Source organism: Truepera radiovictrix DSM 17093 (assembly GCF_000092425.1).
Taxonomy (GTDB): Bacteria; Deinococcota; Deinococci; order Deinococcales; family Trueperaceae; genus Truepera; species Truepera radiovictrix.
Genome location: NC_014221.1, coordinates 310577 through 331793, shown reverse-complemented (window position 1 = coordinate 331793; position 21217 = coordinate 310577). Strand labels below are relative to the sequence as shown.

Annotated in this window: 16 protein-coding genes and 1 riboswitch; of the genes, 6 read left to right on the top strand and 10 right to left on the bottom strand. The window is 67.2% G+C overall.

Annotation, left to right across the window (positions count from 1 at the left end):
- Positions 1 to 6 precede the first annotated feature (6 nt).
- From TRAD_RS01450 to TRAD_RS01430, 4 genes are all read right to left on the bottom strand, one after another.
- Positions 7 to 1077, bottom strand: a complete 1071-nt coding sequence (locus TRAD_RS01450; RefSeq protein WP_041947414.1) for a spore photoproduct lyase family protein — start codon at positions 1075 to 1077, stop codon at positions 7 to 9.
- Between the two features lie 1043 nt (positions 1078 to 2120).
- Positions 2121 to 5246, bottom strand: a complete 3126-nt coding sequence (locus tag TRAD_RS14950) for a M56 family metallopeptidase (RefSeq protein WP_148221156.1) — start codon at positions 5244 to 5246, stop codon at positions 2121 to 2123.
- 73 nt (positions 5247 to 5319) lie between these two features.
- Positions 5320 to 5727: a BlaI/MecI/CopY family transcriptional regulator gene (locus tag TRAD_RS01435; RefSeq protein WP_013176800.1), complete on the bottom strand. Its 408-nt coding sequence runs from the start codon at positions 5725 to 5727 to the stop codon at positions 5320 to 5322.
- Positions 5728 to 5810: 83 nt separating this feature from the next.
- Positions 5811 to 6353: a TetR/AcrR family transcriptional regulator gene (locus tag TRAD_RS01430; RefSeq protein WP_013176799.1), complete on the bottom strand. Its 543-nt coding sequence runs from the start codon at positions 6351 to 6353 to the stop codon at positions 5811 to 5813.
- Positions 6354 to 6447: 94 nt separating this feature from the next.
- On the opposite strand from TRAD_RS01430, the gene TRAD_RS01425 reads away from it, so the two are divergent.
- Positions 6448 to 6852 (top strand): DUF4260 domain-containing protein, encoded by a 405-nt coding sequence (locus tag TRAD_RS01425; protein ID WP_013176798.1) that lies wholly within the window; start codon positions 6448 to 6450, stop codon positions 6850 to 6852.
- 6 nt (positions 6853 to 6858) lie between these two features.
- Here TRAD_RS01425 and TRAD_RS01420 read toward each other — a convergent pair whose 3' ends face one another.
- From TRAD_RS01420 to TRAD_RS01410, 3 genes are all read right to left on the bottom strand, one after another.
- Positions 6859 to 7701: a superoxide dismutase gene (locus TRAD_RS01420; protein WP_013176797.1), complete on the bottom strand. Its 843-nt coding sequence runs from the start codon at positions 7699 to 7701 to the stop codon at positions 6859 to 6861.
- A gap of 99 nt (positions 7702 to 7800) precedes the next feature.
- Entirely contained in the window at positions 7801 to 9312 is a 1512-nt protein-coding gene (locus TRAD_RS01415) for an alanine/glycine:cation symporter family protein (RefSeq protein ID WP_041947087.1), read from the bottom strand.
- 10 nt (positions 9313 to 9322) lie between these two features.
- Entirely contained in the window at positions 9323 to 9757 is a 435-nt protein-coding gene (locus TRAD_RS01410) for a universal stress protein (protein WP_013176795.1), read from the bottom strand.
- 300 nt (positions 9758 to 10057) lie between these two features.
- On the opposite strand from TRAD_RS01410, the gene metG reads away from it, so the two are divergent.
- Positions 10058 to 12025 carry a methionine--tRNA ligase gene (gene metG / locus TRAD_RS01405; protein ID WP_013176794.1) on the top strand — a complete coding sequence of 656 codons (1968 nt, stop codon included), beginning with the start codon at positions 10058 to 10060 and terminating at the stop codon, positions 12023 to 12025.
- On the opposite strand, the gene recQ is transcribed toward metG, so the two are convergent.
- The 3 genes from recQ to TRAD_RS14945 form a co-directional block, all read right to left on the bottom strand.
- Complete coding sequence (gene recQ / locus TRAD_RS01400; RefSeq protein WP_013176793.1) at positions 12022 to 13818, bottom strand: DNA helicase RecQ; 1797 nt, start codon at positions 13816 to 13818, stop codon at positions 12022 to 12024. The genes metG and recQ overlap by 4 nt on opposite strands.
- A 131-nt stretch (positions 13819 to 13949) precedes the next feature.
- Positions 13950 to 15179: an aminopeptidase gene (locus TRAD_RS01395; RefSeq protein ID WP_013176792.1), complete on the bottom strand. Its 1230-nt coding sequence runs from the start codon at positions 15177 to 15179 to the stop codon at positions 13950 to 13952.
- A gap of 29 nt (positions 15180 to 15208) precedes the next feature.
- On the bottom strand, positions 15209 to 16741 hold the full coding sequence (locus tag TRAD_RS14945) for a PAS domain-containing sensor histidine kinase (RefSeq protein ID WP_245523521.1): 1533 nt from the start codon (positions 16739 to 16741) through the stop codon (positions 15209 to 15211).
- Between the two features lie 322 nt (positions 16742 to 17063).
- Positions 17064 to 17206: riboswitch (FMN riboswitch) on the top strand.
- A gap of 81 nt (positions 17207 to 17287) precedes the next feature.
- Between TRAD_RS14945 and ribD the strand changes: the two genes are divergently transcribed.
- The 4 genes from ribD to TRAD_RS01370 all read left to right on the top strand — a co-directional run bounded on the left by ribD (position 17288) and on the right by TRAD_RS01370 (position 21217).
- On the top strand, positions 17288 to 18469 hold the full coding sequence (gene ribD / locus TRAD_RS01385; RefSeq protein WP_013176790.1) for a bifunctional diaminohydroxyphosphoribosylaminopyrimidine deaminase/5-amino-6-(5-phosphoribosylamino)uracil reductase RibD: 1182 nt from the start codon (positions 17288 to 17290) through the stop codon (positions 18467 to 18469).
- Positions 18470 to 19132 (top strand): riboflavin synthase, encoded by a 663-nt coding sequence (locus tag TRAD_RS01380; RefSeq protein WP_013176789.1) that lies wholly within the window; start codon positions 18470 to 18472, stop codon positions 19130 to 19132.
- Between the two features lie 11 nt (positions 19133 to 19143).
- Complete coding sequence (locus TRAD_RS01375; RefSeq protein WP_049773161.1) at positions 19144 to 20448, top strand: bifunctional 3,4-dihydroxy-2-butanone-4-phosphate synthase/GTP cyclohydrolase II; 1305 nt, start codon at positions 19144 to 19146, stop codon at positions 20446 to 20448.
- A 94-nt stretch (positions 20449 to 20542) separates the two neighbouring features.
- A complete protein-coding gene (locus TRAD_RS01370) occupies positions 20543 to 21217 on the top strand; it encodes a metal-dependent hydrolase (protein ID WP_013176787.1) in 675 nt (224 codons plus the stop codon).

The window sequence follows — 21217 nt, the reverse complement described above, 5'->3', positions numbered from 1 at the left end:
GAGCGCTCACGTCCAGTAGAGCACGCGCGCCTGCGGAAAGCGCCGCGCCAGCTCGGTCTCGAAAAAACCCCGCAGCTCGCTCATCGTGTCCTTGCCATAGACGTACTTGAGCCCGCCGAACTTGTTGCGTTTGACCGCCCGCGTCTGTTCGTCCATGTCCAAAGCGGTGTTCGGGTACCAGTCCAGGAGCACCTCCTTGGAGCCGGGGGTGAAGCGATGGGTGATCAGCTCGAAGGTCAGCTCGCGCACGTCGCCGACCGCCCGCGCCACCTCGTCCAAGAGGGCGCCGTAGTGCTCGCGCCAGCCCTCCACGGGCATGATGGGGGCCACCACCACGCCTACCGGGTAGCCCGCCGCCGCGAGCTGCCGCAACCCACCGAGGCGCGCCGCGACGGGCGCCACGCCGCCCTCGAGCCGCAGGCTGATGGGCGCGGCGTTCACCGACACGCGCGCCTGCGTCCGACCGCCGTGCGGTAACGTCAGAAGCGGCGCTACCGCGTCAAACTTGCTCACAAAGCGCAACCGCGCGCCCTCGCGGGTGCCGAAGTAGCGCACGCACTCGGACAAGCTGCCCGTCAGGTGCTCTAGAGCCAGCGGGTCGGTGTAACACGACACCTCGAAGGTCGTCACGTGCCCCGGCCGCTCATAGCGCGCCAAAGCGCCCAAGATCTCGGGCAGGTTGGCGTAGACGCGCGTCACGGGCGGCCCAGCGAGCGAGCCCGCTAGGTAGCAGTACTGGCAGTGCGCGGGGCAGCCCTTGGCGAGGTGAAACTGCAGGTCGGCTGAGGGCGGGATGGGCTGGAGCGCGAGCAAGCTGGGCGGCGCGTTGACGACCGCCAGGGTCTGTTTAGCGAGCCGGTAGGTCTCACGCGCGTCTTTGCCGCGCAAGCCGGTCAGGCGGTTGCTCCTAAGCAGCGTGATGTCGAGGCCCAAGGACTGCATCCGCTCCAAGAGCCGCTGACCAAAGGGCTGCTCCAAAGCGTCGGGCGTAAAGAGCACGCGTTTGGGACGCCACAGTTTGGGGCTCGGGGGTTTGGGGCGGGGTTGCGAGACAGGGGCAGGGTGAGGCCGGGCCATGGGTAGCTCGAGCGGCAACGGAGGCTCCTTTGCGTCGCACGGAAAAAACGGCTTGTATGGGGGTCGGAGGGCGACAAAACGCCCTGTCAAAACGCTTCATGGTAGCACCCGAGCACTCTCACGAGGCCCCTTCACGACACATTTTCCTCGTCTGAAAGCCCGCTTCTGGTGCTTGGTAGCGGTGGTCGGCGAGCTCACCGACCATGCCCCTTTGTGACAGCTTCTTCTCGGGAGAGGTGTGCAACCGTTTTGCCGCAGCCCTTCGTAGGGGTTGCGCTCCGCTTAGCCTCGACGGGCACACGGAGCATGCAAAGCTTCGTAACAGCTCCTACGCGAGCATGATGAAGAAGATGAAGGTTCTCTCATGGCGCTTTTAACGGTCCGCGCCCTATAGTGTCGGCAGCTTAAGTAGCTCGAGTCAGCAAGCTTCGCGAGGGGGCCTATGCTTGCCGTTGGGCGTGTGAGGGGCGATGACGAGCGCGTGCGAACGGCCGCAAGTTGGCTTGCTGGCGTCCTGAAAACCCCGTCACGTCGGGTGAAGTCGTTTGTATTCTTGCAGCAGGCTTTGACGGTGTCGAAAGACGTGAGGGGGTTGCAAGCCACCCTATAACGCGAAGAGCGTGAGCTCGGCGCGGCGCAGAGTGACTTTGCTGCTGCCGAGAGGCGACTAGCAGAGGCAGAGGAGGCGCTCGACCGATGCAAAAGAAATTGCTGAAGATCTATCCGTACGTCATGGGGGGCTATACCCTCATAACATTGGTGGGGGCGCTGTACATAGCTACCGAAGGTGCCTTTATACTTGCAGCGACGTTTACCAGCTTGGCAGTCGGCACCGGAATCTTATCCTGGGGTAGCTTTCGCTTCGGGAACAAGCACAACATACCGCAGCCTTGGCTTAGAGTGGCTACGTTCTTCTCCTTTCTCGCGCTCGTGCTGTTTCTGACGAGCGTTGCCAGCACACGCTACTGAAACACGCGTCAACCAGGAGTGTGCGCGCAGGTGCAAAGGGGAGCACACGTAATAGGGAACGAAACAGTAGCCCTTTACGCTCGACCTTCAGCCACCGCGCCAACCCGCTCGAGCGTCCGCGCCACTAGAGGCAGCGTGAACCCGAGGGCTTCAACCTCCGCAGCATAAGAGAACTCAGCCGTACCGTCCGGGCTGCTATCGGCCGCGATGAGGTAAACCTGCCCCTCCAGTTCGGTCGCGAGACGAACGACGCCATTAAACACGCCCGTCCACCACGTCTTGCCCTCATAGCTAGAGGCGTGTACCTGCTCCTCTGTAGCGCCTAACTCGAGCAGCGCCGCCTCGGCGTCATCTCCAGGCAACGTCTGAAACGCCAAGGTGTAGGTCGTGCCGCCCTCGTGTGCCCACTCAAACGTGTTGGACGTGACTTGCTGCCAATCCTCGAAAAGCATCATCTGAAGGCCGAGGTCGGGCAGGGTGACGGAGACCTGCTCCTTGGCTGGCGCGGTGGAGAAGTGTGCAGCGGAGTAGTAGGCGATTTCAGTACCGTCCTCTGCATATGCAGTGACCGACCACTGATAGAGTTCGTTGGGCTCGAGCGGCGCGTTCAGCGTCACCTCGGTGCTTTCGGACGGCAAGCTCCTTACCTGATTACCCGTTCGCTCGCTATGGATATACGTCTGATACCGCGCTGCACCAGGGAAGGGCTTCCAACGCAGTGTCGGTGAGAGAGGCACCCCCATCTCTCCATGAGGGCTGACCACCTCCATAACTTTTTGTAAGCGGAAGTCTTCCCGCACCTCGAAGGCGGCGCTCACGTTCACACTGCTGCTCATAAACTCCCAGTAGAGGCTCGAGGGCGCCTCCGCCTCCACTTCGTACTCACCCGGCGTCACCCCCTCAAAACGGTACGTACCATTTTCGTCCGTGCTAACGGTCTGAAGCGTCTCCTGCTCGCCTACGCAGCAGCTTCCGTCCTCGAGGCGCTCTCGAGGCGTCCTCAAGCTGACCCGCACCCCGGCGAGCGGGGTGTGGTGCCATCTCACGGTGCCCGCTACGGTTCCGGTCTCAGGGGCTGGAGTAAAGACCTCAGCATCTCGATTGTCGCTGCGCCGCAGTGCAAGGGCCGGCAGGTGTTGGCTTGTTCCAGGAGGTGCTGCACCCGCGCCATTGTCCCCTTCATCAGCCCCTATAACCTCGAAGTTTTCCAGCACGAGCGGCAGAACAAAGGCGTAAAGCTCTACCGGAGACTCGTCTGTTGCTTCTGCTGTTATGAGATAAACGTTACCGCCTACGGTCGTCGCTTGAACGAAGCGCCGTCCGTCGCGGTCACTTCCGGCTTGCCACAGCCACGTTTGGTCTCCATAGGCGCTCTCGGTAGGGGCGCTCGAGGACTCGTTGCGAGCCCTTAGCACCGCCTCGGGGTCGTCGCCGGGAAGCCTCTCGAACGTCAACCTGCGCCGCTCGCCGCCTTCGGTAACCTGCTCGAAAGCGCCCGCCCCTACCAACTGCCAACCAGCCGGCAGGACGGTACGAACACCCACATCCGTCAGCTCTACAGGTACGCGCGCCTGCGCTGAGGAAGTAGAAAAGGTCGATTCACCATAAGCAAGCGTCGTGCCAGTCTCATCGTACGCTTCCACCACCCAGTAGTAGAGGGCATTTTCCTCGAGCGGCGTTTCTACCGTGAACTGCGGCTCAGCCGTATATTGATAATTTTCCATTACTGTATCGGTTTCATTCAGCTTTGTGATGCTTACTCCGTACCGCGCAGCTTCTGGAAGAGGCTGCCAGCTTAGCGTCGGCGTGAGGTTGACCCCATAGGTCAAAGCAGGTTCTAGTTCTTTAATGGCCTTCATGAGCTGAACGTTCGCTTGAAATGGAATACCAGGGGTAGATACGTGGTCGTAGCCCACCGGTAGATAGTCGCTTGTAGGTGGATACGCCCAGATGGTGAAAGCACGCGCCGCGCTTACCCGAAAGGTATAGGTCCCATCTTCATCCGAGGTCGTGCTCGCCAACACGCGCGGCTCTCGGCAGCAGACACCGTCGTCGTCCAGCTCGAGGCGGCTATGAAGCTCGAGGCGCACCCCCGCGACGGGCTCACCTTGCCAGAGCACGCGCCCCGTCACGACCGTTTCGTCTTCAGCAACTTGCAAAGAAGTAGAAGGCGCCTCCTCTTGTGCAACCGCAGGTTGCAGCGTCAAGAAGAGTCCCACGCCTAACGACAAGGTGACAACCAGCAGCACCGTCAGCAGTGAAGGTGCAGAACGAACGTCGGATTCCATACCGAGTAACCTCCTCACCCGCTCCAAAAGCGGTTTGTCCGTCGCGGCGAGCGCCAGCGCGGGCTCCCGTTGGCGCAGCGCCTCGAGCCCCACCAAGGCCCGCGCGTAGAGCCGCGCGTCCCCACAGACCGCCACCGCGAGGTCGTCGCAGCACGCCTCGCGCTCGCGGCGCACGGCGCGCGAGATCCACCACACGGCTGGGTGATAGAACAGCAGGGTCTCAAGGAGGCACTGCAAGAGGTTGACGAGCGGGTCGTACCGCCGGATGTGGGCGAGTTCGTGGAGCAGCACGGCCGAGAGCTGCGCCGCCGGAACGCCGGTGAGGGCGCTCACGGGCAGCACCACCAAGGGCCGCAGGACGCCGAGCACGAGGGGCGTATCCACGTCGCTTGAAAGCACGAGGCGCGGGACGCGGCGCAGACCGAGCCGCCCCGCCAACGTCCGAAAGGTCTGTTGCCACGCTTCCGGGGCCGGGGTCCGGTGGCGCGCACCAAAGCGGGCGGCGTAGAGCGCGCTGCCAAGAAGCCGCAGCAAGGAAAGCGCGACGCCGACAAGCCAGAGGCCGGTGAACCAAGGAGCGCTGCTGGTAAGCGTGTGGGAGACTCGCCCCCAAACCTGTGCCACTGAGGACGAAGCGGCTGAGGGGGTACCCGTGGGGATTGCCGAAGAGCTTGAAGAGCTTGCAGGGGGCGCTACCGAGGGGGCAGCGTCACCGACCAGGCCGCCGCTGGGGATGAAAGAGGAGGGCCCCAGCTCCCCGGATGCGGCGAGCGGCGCGGTGAGGTCGCGGTAGTGCAGCACCCCCGTCAGAAGGGGTAGCACCACCATCAGAAGCAGTGCGCCGCAGCCCAAGGCGTAGCGGTGCTGCGGGCGGCGCAGCGCGAAGAGCCCGAGCGCGACGAGCGCGCCCACGAGCGCTCCCTGCCAGAGCGAGTGCAGCAGCGCCCAACCGACCGCCTCGGCGAGCGGGTGCTCGAGCAGCGCTCTAGCGCTCACCGTCACCCCTCCCCCGTTCGTCCAGCAGGCGGCGCAGCTCGTCTAACTCCTCCGCCGACGCCACCTTGCGCGACAAAGCCCGCAGGAAGAGCTGCTGCGCGGAGCCGCCGAAGGCGCTCCTAAGGAGGTGCTCGAGCAGCGCCCCTTGCGTCTCTTCCTCGCTAGAGGCCGCCTCGTAGACGTGCGTGCGGCTGCGCTCGTCGCGCCGCACAAGTCCCTTGTCGGTCATCACCTGAAGCTGCTTGAGCGTCGTCGTGTAGCGCACCGCTTTGCCGTCGCCAGTGCCGGTGAGCGCGTCGTGAACCTCGCGGACGGTGCTCGGGCCGCGCTGCCAGAGCACCCGTAGAATCGCTAACTCCGCGTCGGTCGGTCGGGGTGGCGTGCTGGGGGATGACATGGCGCCTCCTCGTTTGGGGTAGCACCATGTTATACGAAAAACGTCGTATTGTCAACGACAACCGTCGTACTTTAAGAACGCGTTCAGGTGCGTTCTAACCCCGCCAGCAACGCCGCCAACCCCCGCTCCAGACCCCCTTGCGGACCGCTGGGGCCGAACAGCCCGGCGCGCTCTAGCGTCACGAAGCCGTGCAGAAACGACCACAGCGCGACTGCGGCGGCGGTGTCGTCGGAGCGTCCCGTGACCCCCCCCAGCACCCCTAGCAGAAACGTCCACACGTCCTTGCCCGGTCCGGGGGTCGCGCGCGGCGCCATCACCAGGTCGTAGAGCGCGGGGTGCGCGCGCGCGAACTCGAGGTAGCCGTGCGCCACCCCCACGAGCGCCCCTCTCGGGTCGCGCCCGGCGCTCGCCCGCGCCAGAGCGGCGTGGAGCAGCCGGGTGCTCTCGTCCCCCAGCGCGTTAAGGAGCGCCTCGCGGTTAGGGAAGTGGCGGTAGAGGCTCGAGGCGCTGAGGCCGAGCGACGCCGCTAACGCGCGCATCGAGAGGGCGCCCTCACCCCCGCGCTCGAGGAGCTCGAGGGCCGCGGCAAGGACCCTTTCGGAAGTCGTCTTGGCCGGATACGGCATACCCGAACAGTGTACGTCTTGACGCGTAACCTCTAAGGTGCAAGGATAGCGAAGGTGAACGACGTTCGCCTTAAAGACCTCGAGGAGATGTTGCGTGACCCCTACAGCTCTGAAAGCCTCTAAGCCCCGGCAGCTACTCCTGCCACCCCTTTTGCTGCGCGCCGAAGCGGCCACCGAACTCGCCGTGTTGCTTGCTCTCTACGCACGCTTTGGCGGCGGCTGGTGGCTGTTCGCCGCTCTCTTTTTGGCCCCCGACCTCGGCATCCTCGCCTACCTCGCGGGACCGAGGGTCGGCGCGATGGGCTACAACCTGCTCCACACCTACCCCCTTCCCGCAGCGCTCGCGCTCATCGGCGTGGCTTTCTCCGCCCCCGTAGCGCTCCACGTCGCCCTCATCTGGGCGGCGCACATCGCGCTAGACCGCCTCCTCGGCTACGGCCTCAAGTTCCCGGAGGCGTTCGGGGAGACGCACCTAGGAAGGGTCGGCGACGGGCGCTGAGCCCCCCTAAAACCCGAAGAGCGCTGCCGCGACGCCGTGCTGCTCCTCGACGGCGTCCCAGTTGACCACCTCCCAGAAGGCGTTGATGTACTCCGGGCGGCGGTTGCGGTACGAGAGGTAGTAGGCGTGTTCCCAGACGTCGAGGCCCAGGAGCGGCACCAGCCCCTGGCTGATGGGGTGGTCCTGGTTCGGCGTCGAGAGCACCGAGAGCCGGCCGCTCTCGTCCACGACGAGCCACGCCCAACCGGAGCCGAAGCGCGCGTCGGCCGCGGCGTTAAAGGGCTCTTTAAGGCCCTCCAAGTCGCCAAAGGTCTCGGCGATGCGCTCCGCCGAGCGCCCGACGGGTTCGCGGCTCCCCCCCGGCGCCACCCAACGCCACCACAGCGCGTGGTTGAGGTGCCCGCCCCCCTGGTTCTGCACGTCTTGCCGCACCTCTTCGGGCAGTTCGGGGAGGGTGGTGAGCAGCTCGCCCAAGGTGCGGCCCTGCAGCTCGGGGTAGTCCGCAAGCGCCGCGTTGAGCGCGTCGACGTAGCTCTGGTGGTGCTCCTGGTGGTGCAGCGTCATCGTCTCGGCGTCGATCACGGGCTCGAGCGCGCCGTAGGCGTAGCCGAGCTCGGGGAGCGAGAAGGGATAGCGGCCGAGGTCTTCGGCGTAAGCGGGGAGCGGCCGCGCCGGCGCCGAAGCTGCCCGCGCCAGCGTCTGCGCGCGGCCGACGCGCAGGCCGCTCAACCCGAGGGCCGCGAGCGCACCGGCGCCAAACTGCAGAAAGCGGCGGCGGCTCAGCGCGAGGTGCGAAGGTGCGCCCCCCACACGCGCGCGCGCCAGCAGGTCGCTCTGGTGGTCTGCCATACGTCCCCCTCCTAAGTGGGCACCGTTATCCGGCGCCACCCCGTTGTAGCCCCCCTACGCCCATGACACTAGCGGCTGCCCCACAGACACCCCGGCCCGTCAGTCCCCCGTCCGGGCGAGCTCGCGCCGGCTTCGGATCGCGCCGCTCTCGATGTCGCGCCAATAGGCCCCGAGCGCCCGCTTGACCTCGGGCGCGAGGATATAGAGCCCCACGACGTTGGCGAGCGACATCGCAAAGATCATCGAGTCCGAAAAAGCGATCACGGCGTCGAGCTGCATCACCGCGCCGATCAGGGTAAAGGTGCAAAAGACGACCTTAAAGAGCGTCTCGGTAAGGGCTGACTCGCCGAACAAATAGGTCGCCGCTTTGACGCCGTAGTACGACCACGAGATCATGGTGGAAAACGCAAAGAGCACGACCGCCAGGGCCAGCACGTAGGGGAACCAGGCGATGTTCTGGGCAAAGGCCGCCGAGGTCAGCTCTACCCCGCTTAGCCCCGCCTGGGTGTAGGTGCCGGTGATGACGATGACCAAAGCCGTCATGGTGCAGACCACGACGGTGTCGACGAAGGGCTCGTTGAGCGCCACGATGCCTTCAGTCACCGGGTGCTTGGTCTTGACCGCCGAGTGCGCGATGGCCGCCGAACCGATGCCCGCTTCGTTGGAGAAAGCGGCGCGCTGAAAGCCCTGGATCAAGACCCCGATAAAGCCGCCCGTGACCCCCTCGGGACTAAAGGCGCCGTCTATAATCGCGCCGAACGCCGCCGGGATCTGCGCGGCGTTGGCCACCAGGATCACCAAAGCGGCGCTGATGTACGTCACGGCCATGAAGGGGACGATCTTTTCGGTCACGCGGGCGATGCTTTTGATGCCGCCGATGATCACCGCGCCGACCGCGAGCGCCGCCAAGAGCCCGAACACCCAGGCGCGCCCCGCGAAAAACGAGGCGTCGCCGCCCGTGACGTTGACCACCTGCTGGTACGCTTGGTTCGACTGGAACATGTTGCCGCCACCCAGCGAACCGCCGATACACATCACCGCGAAAAACGCCGCGAGCGCCCGCCCGAGGCCACCCAAGTTGCGCTCGGCGAGCCCTTTACGCAGGTAGTGCATGGGGCCGCCCGAGACGCGCCCGTCGGGGTACTCAGTGCGGTACATGACGCCCAAGGTGCACTCGACGAACTTCGACGCCATCCCCAAAAGCCCCGCCAGGATCATCCAGAAGGTCGCGCCGGGCCCACCCACCGACACCGCGACCGCGACGCCCGCGATGTTGCCGAGACCGACGGTTCCTGACAGGGCGGTCGCCAGCGCCTGAAAGTGCGTCACCTCGCCCGCGCTCTCCGGGTCGTCGTAGTCGCCGCGGATCAGCCGGAAGCCGTGGCGGAAACCGCGGAAGTTGATGAAGTTGAAGTAGAAGGTGAAAAAGAGGGCCGCGACGATCAACCACACCACGATAAGCGGGAGCTGCGCCTCGCCGACGGGCACCGAGAAGAAGATAACGCTCGAGACCGCGTCCGCAAAGGGCGTTAGGGCGCGGTTGATGGCGTCGTCGATCCCCCCGGCCGTCTGGGCGACCCCCGTGCCGGTCAGCCCCAGCGTTAGGGCCAGCGCGCCCGCATCAGGGCACCACCGTCACGGGCACGTTTGAGGTGCTCACGATGCGGTGCGTGACGCTACCGAAAAGCGCCCCCACGAAGGGCGAGCGGCCCTCGCGGCCGACGAAGACCTCGCTCGCACCGCGCTCCTCGGCGAGCGCTTGGATCACCTCGGCGGCGTGGCCGTGGCGCACCAGACAGCTCACCTCGAGCCCCTCTCCCTGCAACGACTCGGCGAGCGGGCGCAGCACCTCGCGCTCCGCCCGCTCGGTCGCCCGCTGCTTGTCGCGCCCGCGGGTTTCAAGCTCCTCGGGGGTGTAAAAGGCGTAGCGCGACCACTCGATCACGCCCAAAAGCAGCACCTTGGCCCCTACGCAGCGCGCCCTTTTGGCGGCAAACGCCGCCGCGCGGCGCGCCCCGTCGCTGCCGTCGACGCCCACGATGAAAAGCTCCGCCATAGCCACCTCTTCCAAGTTGCGCTTCTTACCACCCTGACCATGAAACGGCGGTGAGAGAGACTGTAGCACATCCCGCGAAGGGCGCGCCGCGAGCCATCTGCTATACTCAGCGCATGACGCGCCGAATGGTCGCAGCCGCACGAGAGGTGGGTCCGGTGACCCCTATGCCGCTGCAACGCCGACCTGGCCTCGGTTAAGCGCTCGCTATCCGTTTCCAGGCGCTTGCGTAAGAGCGCCTCTTTTTTTTGACCCGGTTTTTGACGCGGCTTTTTGACCCGACGGCCTATGAGGAGATCAAGGATGGGTAAGGACACGCCAGCACCGACCGAACGACCACAGACGACAGGGGCAGGGGCGCGGACGGCGGAGGCGCAGACACGAGGGGTCTACTACGCCACGACCCCCATCTTCTACGTCAACGCCGAACCGCACATCGGCCACGCCTACACGACCACCCTGGTCGACGTGGTCACGCGCTTTCACCGCCTTAAAGGCGACGACACCCTGTTTTTGACCGGCACCGACGAGCACGGCGAAAAGATCCAGAAGGCCGCCGACGCCGCGGGGCTCTCGCCGCAGGCGTACACCGACAGGGTCGCGAAGAAGTTCCAGGACACCTGGAACTCTCTGGGTATCGCCTACGACGAGTTTATCCGCACGACCGAAGCGCGCCACCAGGCGGTCGTCCACGAGGTGCTAACGCGCGTGTACGAGGCCGGCGACATCATCTTCGGCGAGTACGGCGGGCTCTACTGCGTCGGTTGCGAGCGCTACTACACCGACAAGGAGCTCGAGGGCGGCAAGTGCCCGCAGCACGACATCCCGCTAGAGTACCGCAGCGAGGAGAACTACTTTTTCCGGATGGAGCGCTACCGCCCGTGGCTGCGCGAAACCCTCGAGGAGAACCCCGAGCTCATTCGCCCCGAACGCTACCGCAACGAAGTCTTGAGCATCCTGCGCGAGCCCATCGGCGACCTCTCGATCAGCCGCCCGCGGTCGCGCGTGCCCTGGGGCATCCCGTTGCCGTGGGATGAGAACCACGTGACCTACGTGTGGTTTGACGCGCTGATCAACTACTACTCGGCGCTTAAAAGCCGCGACGCCGTCGAACGCTACTGGCCGTTTGTCGAGCACTTTATCGCCAAGGACATCTTGAAGCCCCACGGCGTCTTCTGGCCGACCATGCTCAAGTCCGCCGGGTTACCCCTGTACCGGCACCTCAACGTCCACGGCTACTGGCTCGTCGACGGCGGCAAGATGAGCAAATCCAAGGGCAACGTGGTGCGCCCCTTGGACCTCAAGGACAAGTACGGCAACGACGCCTTCCGCTACTACCTGCTGCGTGACATGACCTTCGGGTTAGACGCCTCGTTTAGCGAGGTGGGTTTGGCCGAGCGCATCAACGCCGACCTCGCCAACGACCTCGGCAACCTCCTCAACCGGACGCTCGGGATGCTGGGCAAGTACCGCGGCGGCGTGGTGCCGGCGCCGGGGCCGTTAGAGCCCATCGACGAGGCACTTAGGGACGCGTTCGTGGGGCTGCCGGAGCGCATGACGGAGCTTTTCGACGCCCTGCAGTTCGACCGCGCCATCGAGAGCGTGTTGGAGGCGGTGCGCAAAGCGAACAAGTACATCGCCGAGACCCAACCCTGGGTGCTCGCCAAAGAGGGGGCAGCAGGGCGCCTCGACACGGTGCTCTACGGCTGCGTCGAAGCGCTGCGCTGCGCGAGCATCCTGCTCTCCCCCGTCATCCCGACGAAAGCGGCCGAGCTGCAACAGCAGCTCGGCCTGAAAGGCGACTACACCCTGCAAGACGCTGCGACCTGGGGCCTGACGCCGGCGGGGACGCCGACCGCACCGGGCGCGCCGCTCTTTCCGCGCGTCGACCTCGCCGCCTTAAACGACAGCCTAGAGCCGAAAGAGACAGCCTTGGAACACCTTCCCGAAGTGACCCTAGACGACTTTGCCAAGCTCGAGCTGCGCGTCGCCGAGATTCTCAAGGCCGAAGCGCACCCCAAAGCCGACAAACTGCTCGTGCTGACCGTTAAACTCGGCCCCGAAGAGCGCACCGTCGTCTCGGGCATCCGGGAGTGGTACACGCCCGCGGAGCTCGTCGGCAAAAAGGTCGTGTTGGTCGCCAACCTCAAACCCGTAAAGCTGCGCGGCGTGCTGTCCCAAGGGATGATCTTGGCCGCCGAAGACAGCGAGGGGAACCTCAGCGTGTCGGTTTTGGACCGCGACCTCGCGAGCGGGAGCGTGGTGCGCTAGGACGGGGGTGCGCGCAGCACCTCCAAAAAGGCCTCTCCGTAGCGGGCCAGCTTCACCTCGCCGACCCCCGGCACGCGGCGCAGCTCGGCGAGCGTGCGGGGCCTCAGCTCCGTCATCGTGCGGAGCGTCTTGTCATCGAAGACGATGTAGGCCGGCACCCCCTGCGCTCTCGCGAGCCGCGCGCGAAGGGCGCGCAACCGCTCGAAGAGGGCGGGGTCGGCGGGGGCCGCCTGCCCCCCCTTGACCGCCGCCTTCGCTTTCGCCGCCGTGGGGTCACGCCGCAGCCGCAGCGTCTCCTGGCCCTTCAACAGGGGGGTGCTCCGCGGGGTCAGCTTCAAGGTGCCGTAACCTTCGGCGTCGGTCGCCAGGTAGCCCGCCGCCACGAGCTGCCGCAACACGCTCCGCCAGGCGCGCTCGCTGAGCTCGCCGCCGATGCCGAAGGTGCTGAGCTCATGGTGCCCCAGGGAGCGCACGCGGGGCGTCAACTTGCCCAAGAGCACGTCGGTGACGTGCCCCGCCCCGAAGCGCTGGCCGGTGCGGACAACTGTGGAGAGCGCCTTTTGCGCGGCCACGGTGCCGTCGAAGGTGTCGACCGGCGCGAGGCAGGTGTCGCAGTTGCCGCAGGGCTCCGCGAGCGTCTCGCCGAAGTAGGCGAGGAGCACCTGGCGGCGGCAGCGGGCCGTCTCGCAGTAGCCGAGCAGGGCTTCTAATTTGCGCGCCTCGAGCCGCTTGACCGCCTCCGGCGCGTTCGACTGCGCCAAAAGGCGCCGGAGCGTCACCACGTCCTCTAGGCCGTAGGTCATAAAGGCGTCGGCGGGGTCGCCGTCGCGGCCGGCGCGGCCCGTCTCCTGGTAGTACCCCTCGAGGCTCTTGGGCAGCTCGAGGTGCGCGACGAAGCGCACGTCGGGCTTGTCGATCCCCATCCCGAAGGCGATGGTCGCGACCATCACCAGAGCGTCCTCGCGCAAAAAGCGCTCCTGGTGCTCCTGGCGCACCGCGGCGCTGAGCCCCGCGTGGTAGGGCAGGGCCTCTACCCCCGCTTTGACGAGCCAAGCGGCGGTCTCCTCGACGCTCCGGCGCGACAAGCAGTAGACGATGCCCGCACCCCCTTGATGACGGGCGCGGTAAAAGCTCAAAAACTGCCCCTTCGCCCCCGCTTTGGGTACCACCGTGTAGCGGAGGTTGGGCCGGTCGAAGGAGGAGACGAACGGCTGCGCCCGCTGCAGCGAGAGGCGCTCGACCATCTCGCGGCGCGTCGCCTCGTCGGCGGTCGCGGTGAGCGCCACGCGCGGCACCCCCGGAAAGCGCTCGGCGAGCACCGAGAGCCCGAGGTACTCGGGCCGGAAGTCGTGCCCCCACTGCGAGACGCAGTGCGCTTCGTCGACCGCGAAGAGCGCCAGCTGCGCGCGCGCTAAAAGCGACAGAAAGCGCGGCGTGAGGAGGCGCTCGGGGGCGACGTAGAGGAGCTTGAGCTCACCCGCCAAAAGCGCCCGCTCGACCGCCGCAGCCTCTTGGGAAGAGAGGCTCGAGTTGAGGTACGCCGCCCTCACCCCGAGCTGCAAAAGCGCGTCGACCTGGTCTTTCATGAGGGCGATGAGCGGCGACACGACGACCCCGACGCCGGGGCGCAAGAGGGCGGGGATCTGGTAGCAGAGCGACTTGCCGCCGCCCGTGGGCATGAGAACCAGCGCGTCGCCGCCGCGGGCGACCCGCTCGATGACCTGGGCCTGCAAACCGCGAAAGGCGGGGTAGCCGAAGACGGTCTGCAGGACGTGTTGGGCGCGCTCTAGCACCCCGCTATTGTCTCACAGCGCCACTTGACGTACCGTCACGGGCTTGGGCCTCACCTGACGGGACACCCGTGAGCAAGAACGGGCACGCGTACTGCGTGCAGCATGCGGTGCGTCGGCGCACTGAAGGGGTTCTAAAACGCCCACTCTCCAGCGCGCATCACCGGTTCCTCCGCGCCATCTTCGCGCACCCCATCGACGTCCATCTCAGAAGAGCCGATCATGAAGTCGACGTGCGTCAACGAGTCGTTGAGCCCGACCCCCTGGGCCTCGTCGTCACTCATGGTCGTACCGCCTTCTACGCAGAAGCGGTAGGCGCGGCCCAAGGCGAGGTGCGAGGCGGCGTTTTCGTCGAAGAGCGTGTTGTAAAAGAGCAGGCCGCTCTGCGAGATGGGGCTGCTGTGCGGCACCAGCGCGACTTCACCCAAGCGCCTGGCGCCCTCGTCGGTGTCTAGAAGGCGGTCTAGTGCCTCCTGGCCACGCGCGGCTTTAGCGGAGACGACGCGCCCTGCCTCGAAGGTCAGCGAGAAGTCCTCGATGAGCTGTCCCGCGTACGAGAGCGGTTTGCTGCTCGCGACCACCCCGTCGACGCGGGCGCGGTGCGGCGCGGTGAAGACCTCCTCGGTCGGGAGGTTGGCGACGAAGCGGGTGCCGGCCGCGCTCTGCGACGCCCCCCCCTTCCAGATGTGCCCGTCGGCGAGCCCCAAGGTGAGGTCGGTGCCGGGGCCGCGGTAGCGCAGGGCGCGGTAGCGGCGCGCGTTGAGGTGTTCGCGGCGCCGCTGCAGCGCCGCGAGGTGCGCCTCCCAGGTGCCCACGGGGTCCGGCCCGTCCGCCCGCACCGCGCGAAAGATAGCGTCCCAGAGACGCCCCAAACGCTCCCCTTCGGGGGCGTCCGGGAAGACCTTGGCGGCCCACGCGGGGGTCGCGGCAGCGACCACGCACCAGTTCACCGCGTCGTTCATGACCTTGGCCATAAAGGGGCGCAGCTCGGTCTGCGCGCGGCGCTGCGCGGTGGCGATGAGTTCGGGGTCTTGGTCCTTTAAGAGGTCGGGGTCGTTGCCCGTGACCGACAACCGGGCGCCGTCGGCCTCCAGGGTCTCGAGCATCCCCCGCGCCAACCAGCTCGGGTAGAGGTCAAACGAATCGCGCGGCGCGTAGCGAAAGCGCGCCAAGGTGACCCCGTCGTCGTTGTAAACAGGGTGCACGTAACGCACCCCGCGCTTGTAGGCGGCCTCGGCGACCTTGGCCAGGAGCGGCGACGCCTCGACGGGGGCGGTCGCGAGCAGCTGCTGGCCCGCTCGCAGGTTGAGGCCGACGTGGGTGATCAGTTCGGCGTAGGCGGAGAGCTTGTCGTCAAAGGTCATGCGTCAGCATACCGCGCGCTTCGTGCTGTCTAGCCTCGAGCCGGCTCCTCGGTCGGGGGGCGCCCCAACAGGGCGCAGGTGACGCGCGCGCCGCGGCCGTCACCCCGCGGCAACCCCTCGTTGGCGAGCCCTAACGAAGCGCCGATAAGCTGCGCGCGGTAGCGCATGATGCGCAACCCCATCCCCGCACCGTGCTGCGCCCCGAGGACCTCCGGCGGAAAACCGACTCCGTCGTCGCTCACCGTTAGGACGCGTGCGCCGCGGCGGGTTTGCAGGGTGATGTCGACGCGCTGCGCCCCCCCGTGGCGCAAGGCGTTGCTGAGCGCCTCCTGCACGATGCGGTAGAGCTGCTCGGCCTCCTCGCTGCTGACCGCCACGTCCTCCGCGACGTGCACGGTGCAGGGCGCGCCGAACACCTCGTGGGCGCTACGGCCGAGCGCCTCCAAGGCGTCGCGCAGCCCCCCCTCTTGGAGCGCGACCGGAAAGAGGCCGCGCGCGAGGCTCCGCGTCTGCGCCACCGCCTCCTGCACGAGCTCGGCGACGCGCGCGGCCTCGTCGGCGTAAGGGGCGCCCGCGCCGCGCAGCCGCGTGGCCAGGTTGCGGGCCAAAAACGCCGTCCCCGCCAGGTGTTGCCCCAAGGTGTCGTGCAGGTCGCGAGCGACGCGCTGCTGCTCGCGGGTCGCCGCCTCGGCGACGAGGCGCTCGAGCTGCCGGCGCTCGGTGACGTCGCGCTGCGTCGCCACCCAGTGCGTGATCTCCCCGGCGCCCGAACGGATCGGCGCGATGTGCCACTCGTTGACGAACGCCGAACCGTCTTTGCGGTAGTTGACGGTCTCCCCCCGAAACACCTCGCCGCCGAGGAGGCGCTGCCGCAGATGGGCGAGCACCTGCGGGTCCGTTTTGGGGCCCTGCAGCACCCGGGGCGTTTTGCCGAGCACCTCGTCGCGGCGGTAGCCCGAAAGGCGCTCGAAGGCCCGGTTGACGTAGCGGATCTGAGGCCCTGGCCGCTCGAGCTCGGCGCCGGTGATCACGATCGACTCGTCTGCTTGCTCGACCGCCGCCTCGAGCAGCTTGAGCTGACGCTGCGCCTCGACGAGGGGGGTGATGTCGTTTTGTACCCCGAAAAAGTACGCGAGCACCCCGTCGCGCCAGACGGCCGTGACGTAGAGCTCGTTCCAAAACAGCGAGCCGTCTTTGCGGTAGTTGCGCAGCACCACGCGGATGTCGCGCCCCTCGCGCACGGCCTCGCGCAAGGCCGGCAGCGCCTCCTGGTCGGTGTCGTCCCCCTGCAAAAAGCGGCAGTTGCGCCCCAGCGCCTCCTCGCGCGTATACCCCGTCAGCTGCTCGAAGCCGCGGTTGACGTAGATGATCGGGTTGTCCTCTTGGTTGGGGTCGGTGACGATCACCGTGTTGTTGGTCGCGTCGAGCGCGTCAAGGAGCCACCCGCGGTCGCCGAGGCTGCGCCTTAGGGCGGCGTTTTCGCGCTCGAGGAGGCGGACGCGCGCCGCCAGCTCCTCTAAGCTCCCGTCGGGTCGCCCCAGCGCGCCTCCCGGGGCTTCCACCTCGGCACCCGACGCCTCCCCCTCGCGGCGCGACCCAGACCTTTCCGAAGCTTTTCCCATAGGCTCTCCCCGGTCGGCGCCGCACGCTGCCGGCTCACCCTCACCCGTCGTCATCGGTTGTCGTGCAGCCCCCGGCGAGCTTCGAGTATACCAAGCCGCCTCACCCTGCGTTAAAGGCGCCCAGAGGGGCGCGGCTGAAGTGCTAGCGCGAGCCCGGCGAGGTGGCCGGAAGTAACCCGCGGGTGATCAACCTACCGGGTGATCAGCCTACAGGCGGCGCCCGCCAGAGGCATATACTAAGAGAAGCGCCCAAGGGCGCTCCATATTCCTTCGGGGCAGGGTGAAAGTCCCTACCGGCGGTACAGTCCGCGAAGCCCGCGCAATCGAGGCGATAAAGCCGCGCCCGGGCCCGATCCGGTGAAACTCCGGAACCGACGGTGACAGTCCGGATGAGAGAAGGAGGTTGCAGGCTGGGGTCAGCCCAGCGCTGCGCGTTATGCTTTGCTATCACATCGCTTACCCACGCTACGGCTGCGGAGGTCGCCCGTGAGCGGCGCGGCAACCGAACCCTTGGCCGAACACGAACGCTACATGAGCCGCGCTCTGGAGCTCGCCGAGCGCGGACGCGGCAGCACCGCCCCCAACCCGATGGTCGGCTGCGTGATCGTCCGCGACGATGAGATCATCGGCGAGGGGTGGCACGAGCGCGCCGGCGAGGCGCACGCGGAGGTGCGCGCCCTGCAAGACGCGCGCTCGCGCGGCGCAAGGGTGCGCGGCGCGACGCTCTACGTCACGCTCGAGCCCTGCAACCACACGGGCCGCACCCCCCCCTGCACCGAGGCGATCCTCGAGGCCGGGGTGCGCCGGGTGGTGATCGCCGCGCTCGACCCCGACCCACGCGTCGACGGCAGCGGGGTGGCGCGCTTGCAAGCCGCCGGCGTCGAGGTGGTCACGGGGGTGCTCGCCGCCGAGGCCGAAGCGCAGAACGAAGTCTTTCGCACCGTGCACCTCCGGGGCCGCCCCTGGGTGCTCTACAAAACCGCGATGACGCTAGACGGCAAGATCGCTACCCGCACGGGGCGCTCGCGCTGGATCACCGGTCCGGCGGCGCGCGAGCGGGTGCAGCGCTGGCGCGCACACCTGAGCGCGGTCGCGGTCGGGGTCAACACCGTGCTCCTCGACGACCCGCTGCTCACCTGCCGCGTCCCGGGGGGGCACACCCCACACAAGGTCGTTTTCGACACCGTCGCGCGCACCCCCCCGACGGCGCAGCTCTTTCACCCCGACCCGCAGGGCGAGGCGGCGCGCGTCACGCTCTTTGTCACCGAGCGCGCGCCCGCGGCCCGGGTCGCGGCGCTACGCTACCGGGGCGCCGAGGTCGTCGTCCTCCCCGAGACGCGGGGCCGCGCCGACGTCCGTAGCGCCCTGGCGCACCTTAAAGAGGTGGGGGTGCAGACGCTCCTCCTGGAGGGGGGCGGCACCCTCGCGTGGTCGTTTTTCGAGGTGCAGGCGGTCGACCGCGTGGCGGTGTTTATCGGCCCCAAACTCCTGGGCGGCGGCGGGGCGAGCCCTCTGGGCGGGCTCGGCGTCACCGAGATGGAGCGGGCGATCACCTTGAGCGGTCTCACCACCGAGGAGGTCGGGGGGGATCTGCTGGTGACGGGGCGCGTGCACTACCCCGAGCCCGCCGACACCCCCGAACGCGAGCTGGCGCGGGAGGGGGCGTAGATGTTTACCGGTATCGTCGAAGAGGTCGGGCGCGTCGTGCACACCGAGCCCACCGAGGGCGCGGGCGGCGACCTGCGCGTTGTGATCGCGGCGCGCGCGGTGCTAGAGGGGCTCGAACTCGGCGACTCGGTCGCGGTTTCGGGCTGCTGCCTCACCGCCGTCGCGCTCGCCGAGGGGGCGTTTACCGTCGAGCTCTCCAAAGAGACCCTCGCCAAGACGGCGCCACGCTGGCACCCCGGCGCGCGGGTCAACCTTGAGCGGGCGCTGCAGCTAAGCGGGCGGCTGGGTGGACACCTGGTGAGCGGCCACGTCGAAGGGGTCGGTGAGGTGCGGCGGGTGCGGCGCGAACCGGGGGCGTACGTCCTCACCGTGCGCGCCCCCGAGGCGCTCGCCAAGTACCTCATTCCTAAAGGCAGCGTCACCGTCGACGGCGTGAGCTTGACCGTGGTCGACGTCGGCGGCCCCGGCGGTTCGTCCCCGGAGCTCGCCCCGACGGACTTTACCCTCTGGCTGATCCCGCACACGCTCGAGCTCACCACCTTAGGCGAGCTCGAGGTGGGCAGCCGCGTCAACCTCGAAGCCGACCTCATCGCCAAGTACGTCGAGCGCCTCACCCTGATGGGGGGCGCGTCCCTTACCCCACCAGCGGAGGAGCACGCGTGAGCGCCGAACCGATGCCCGCGACCCACCCCGACGACCTGCGCGCGCAGCTCGCCACGGTACCGGAGCTGCTCAATGAACTGCGCGCCGGCCGCCCCGTGATCATCGTCGACGACCCCGACCGCGAAAACGAGGGCGACCTGGTCATCCCCGCCGAAAAGGTCACCCCCGAGCTCATGGCGTTTACCATCAAGCACACCGGCGGCGTCGTCTGCCTCGCCATGACAAACGCGCTGGCCGACCACCTCGAGCTGCCCTTAATGGTCAAACACAACACCGCCAAACGCGAGACCGCCTACACCATCTCCATCGAGGCGCGTGAGGGGGTCACGACGGGGATCTCCGCGCGCGACCGCGCCACGACCATCTTGACGGTCGTTAAAGACGGCGTGCAGGCTTCCGACCTCGCCCACCCCGGCCACGTCTTCCCCTTGCGCGCGCGCGACGGCGGCGTGCTGCGCCGCGCCGGCCACACCGAGGCGGCCGTCGACCTCTGCCGCCTCGCAGGCTTTAAACCGGTGGGGGCAATTAGCGAACTTATCCACGACAACGGCGAGATGATGCGGCTGCCGGCGCTTTTGCAGTTCGCCGCCGAACACGGCCTCAAAGTCGGCACCATCGCCGACCTCATCGCCTACCGCTTGGGGCACGACAGCTTCGTCAAACGCGTCGCGAGCGCCAAGCTCCCGACCCCTTGGGCCGAATTTACCGTGGTCGGCTACAAGGACGAACTCAATAACAACGAGCACGTCGCGCTCGTTTTGGGTGACGTCGCGCGTGACGAAGCGGTGCTCGTGCGGATGCACTCGGAGTGCCTCACCGGCGACGCGCTGCACTCGCTGCGCTGCGACTGCGGTTTTCAGCGCGACGCCGCCCTGAAGATGATCGCCGACGCGGGTTGCGGGGTGCTGGTGTACTTGCGCCAAGAGGGGCGCGGCATCGGGCTGCTCAATAAGATCCGGGCCTACGCGCTGCAAGACGCGGGCGCCGACACGGTCGAAGCGAACGTGCAGCTCGGTTTTGCCCCGGACCTGCGCGACTACGGCATCGGCGCGCAGATCCTCCACGACCTCGGCGTGCGCCAGCTCAAGCTGCTCACCAACAACCCGCGCAAGGTCGTCGCGTTGGAGGGCTTTGGTATCGCGATCGCCGAGCGCGTCCCCTTGCACGTGGGGAAAAACCCCTACAATGAACGCTACCTCGCCACCAAACGCGATAAACTGGGGCACCTGGCGGAGAGTAGCGCCGCCGAAGCGGGGCACGCGGGGCAGCTCGCTCACCCGGATGCGCTCGCGGCAAAAGGCGGGGCGGGGTCCTAGGCGCTGCCCGGTCGGCGTACGCTTGGCTACCCGGGGCCGGCGCAGCTGGCCCTTGACCACACGAGGCATAGCGAGATCTTTGCAGAGGTGACCTGTGACGCTAACCTTTCTCGGACAGTCCGGCTTTCACGTGCAGATCGGCGAGCACAGCCTGCTCATCGACCCCTTTTTGAGCGGTAACCCGCTCGCCCAGGCCAAGCCAGACGACTTCTCCCCGACGCACATCCTCCTCACGCACGGCCACGCCGACCACTACGGCGACACCGAAACGATCGCCGCGCGCAGCGGCGCGACGGTCGTTTCAAGCTTTGAGATCGCCCAGTACGCCGCCCGAAAGGGCCTCGACGCCCACGGGATGAACGTGGGCGGCGCCTACGCGTTCCCCTTTGGTCGCGTGAAGTTCACCCCGGCGTGGCACTCGAACTCGCTCCCCGACGGCAGCTACGGCGGTATGCCGATGGGCCTCGTGCTGGAGGCGGCGGGCAAACGCGTCTACCACGCGGGCGACACGGCGCTCTTTGGCGACATGGCGCTCCTCGGGCGCGGCGGCCTCGACGTGGCGCTTTTGCCCATCGGCGACAACTACACCATGGGCCCCGACGACGCCACCGAAGCCATCAAGCTCTTAAAGCCCAAACGCGTCGTACCGATCCACTACAACACCTTCCCCCCCATTGAGCAGGACGCGGAGGCGTTTAAACGGCGCGCCGAGGCCGAGACGGACGCGGAGGTCGTAGTTTTACGTCCGGGCGAAGCGCTGGAGCTCTAA

Excerpts from the sequence above, each read along its gene's own strand:
- TRAD_RS01380 (WP_013176789.1), top strand. The coding sequence starts at position 18,470 with ATGTTTACCGGTATCGTCGAAGAGGTCGGGCGCGTCGTGCACACCGAG.
- TRAD_RS01395 (WP_013176792.1), bottom strand. The coding sequence starts at position 15,179 with ATGACCTTTGACGACAAGCTCTCCGCCTACGCCGAACTGATCACCCAC.
- metG (WP_013176794.1), top strand. The coding sequence starts at position 10,058 with ATGGGTAAGGACACGCCAGCACCGACCGAACGACCACAGACGACAGGG.
- TRAD_RS01435 (WP_013176800.1), bottom strand. The coding sequence starts at position 5,727 with ATGTCATCCCCCAGCACGCCACCCCGACCGACCGACGCGGAGTTAGCG.
- TRAD_RS01430 (WP_013176799.1), bottom strand. The coding sequence starts at position 6,353 with ATGCCGTATCCGGCCAAGACGACTTCCGAAAGGGTCCTTGCCGCGGCC.
- TRAD_RS01450 (WP_041947414.1), bottom strand. The coding sequence starts at position 1,077 with ATGGCCCGGCCTCACCCTGCCCCTGTCTCGCAACCCCGCCCCAAACCC.
- TRAD_RS01375 (WP_049773161.1), top strand. The coding sequence starts at position 19,144 with ATGCCCGCGACCCACCCCGACGACCTGCGCGCGCAGCTCGCCACGGTA.
- TRAD_RS01410 (WP_013176795.1), bottom strand. The coding sequence starts at position 9,757 with ATGGCGGAGCTTTTCATCGTGGGCGTCGACGGCAGCGACGGGGCGCGC.
- TRAD_RS01420 (WP_013176797.1), bottom strand. The coding sequence starts at position 7,701 with ATGGCAGACCACCAGAGCGACCTGCTGGCGCGCGCGCGTGTGGGGGGC.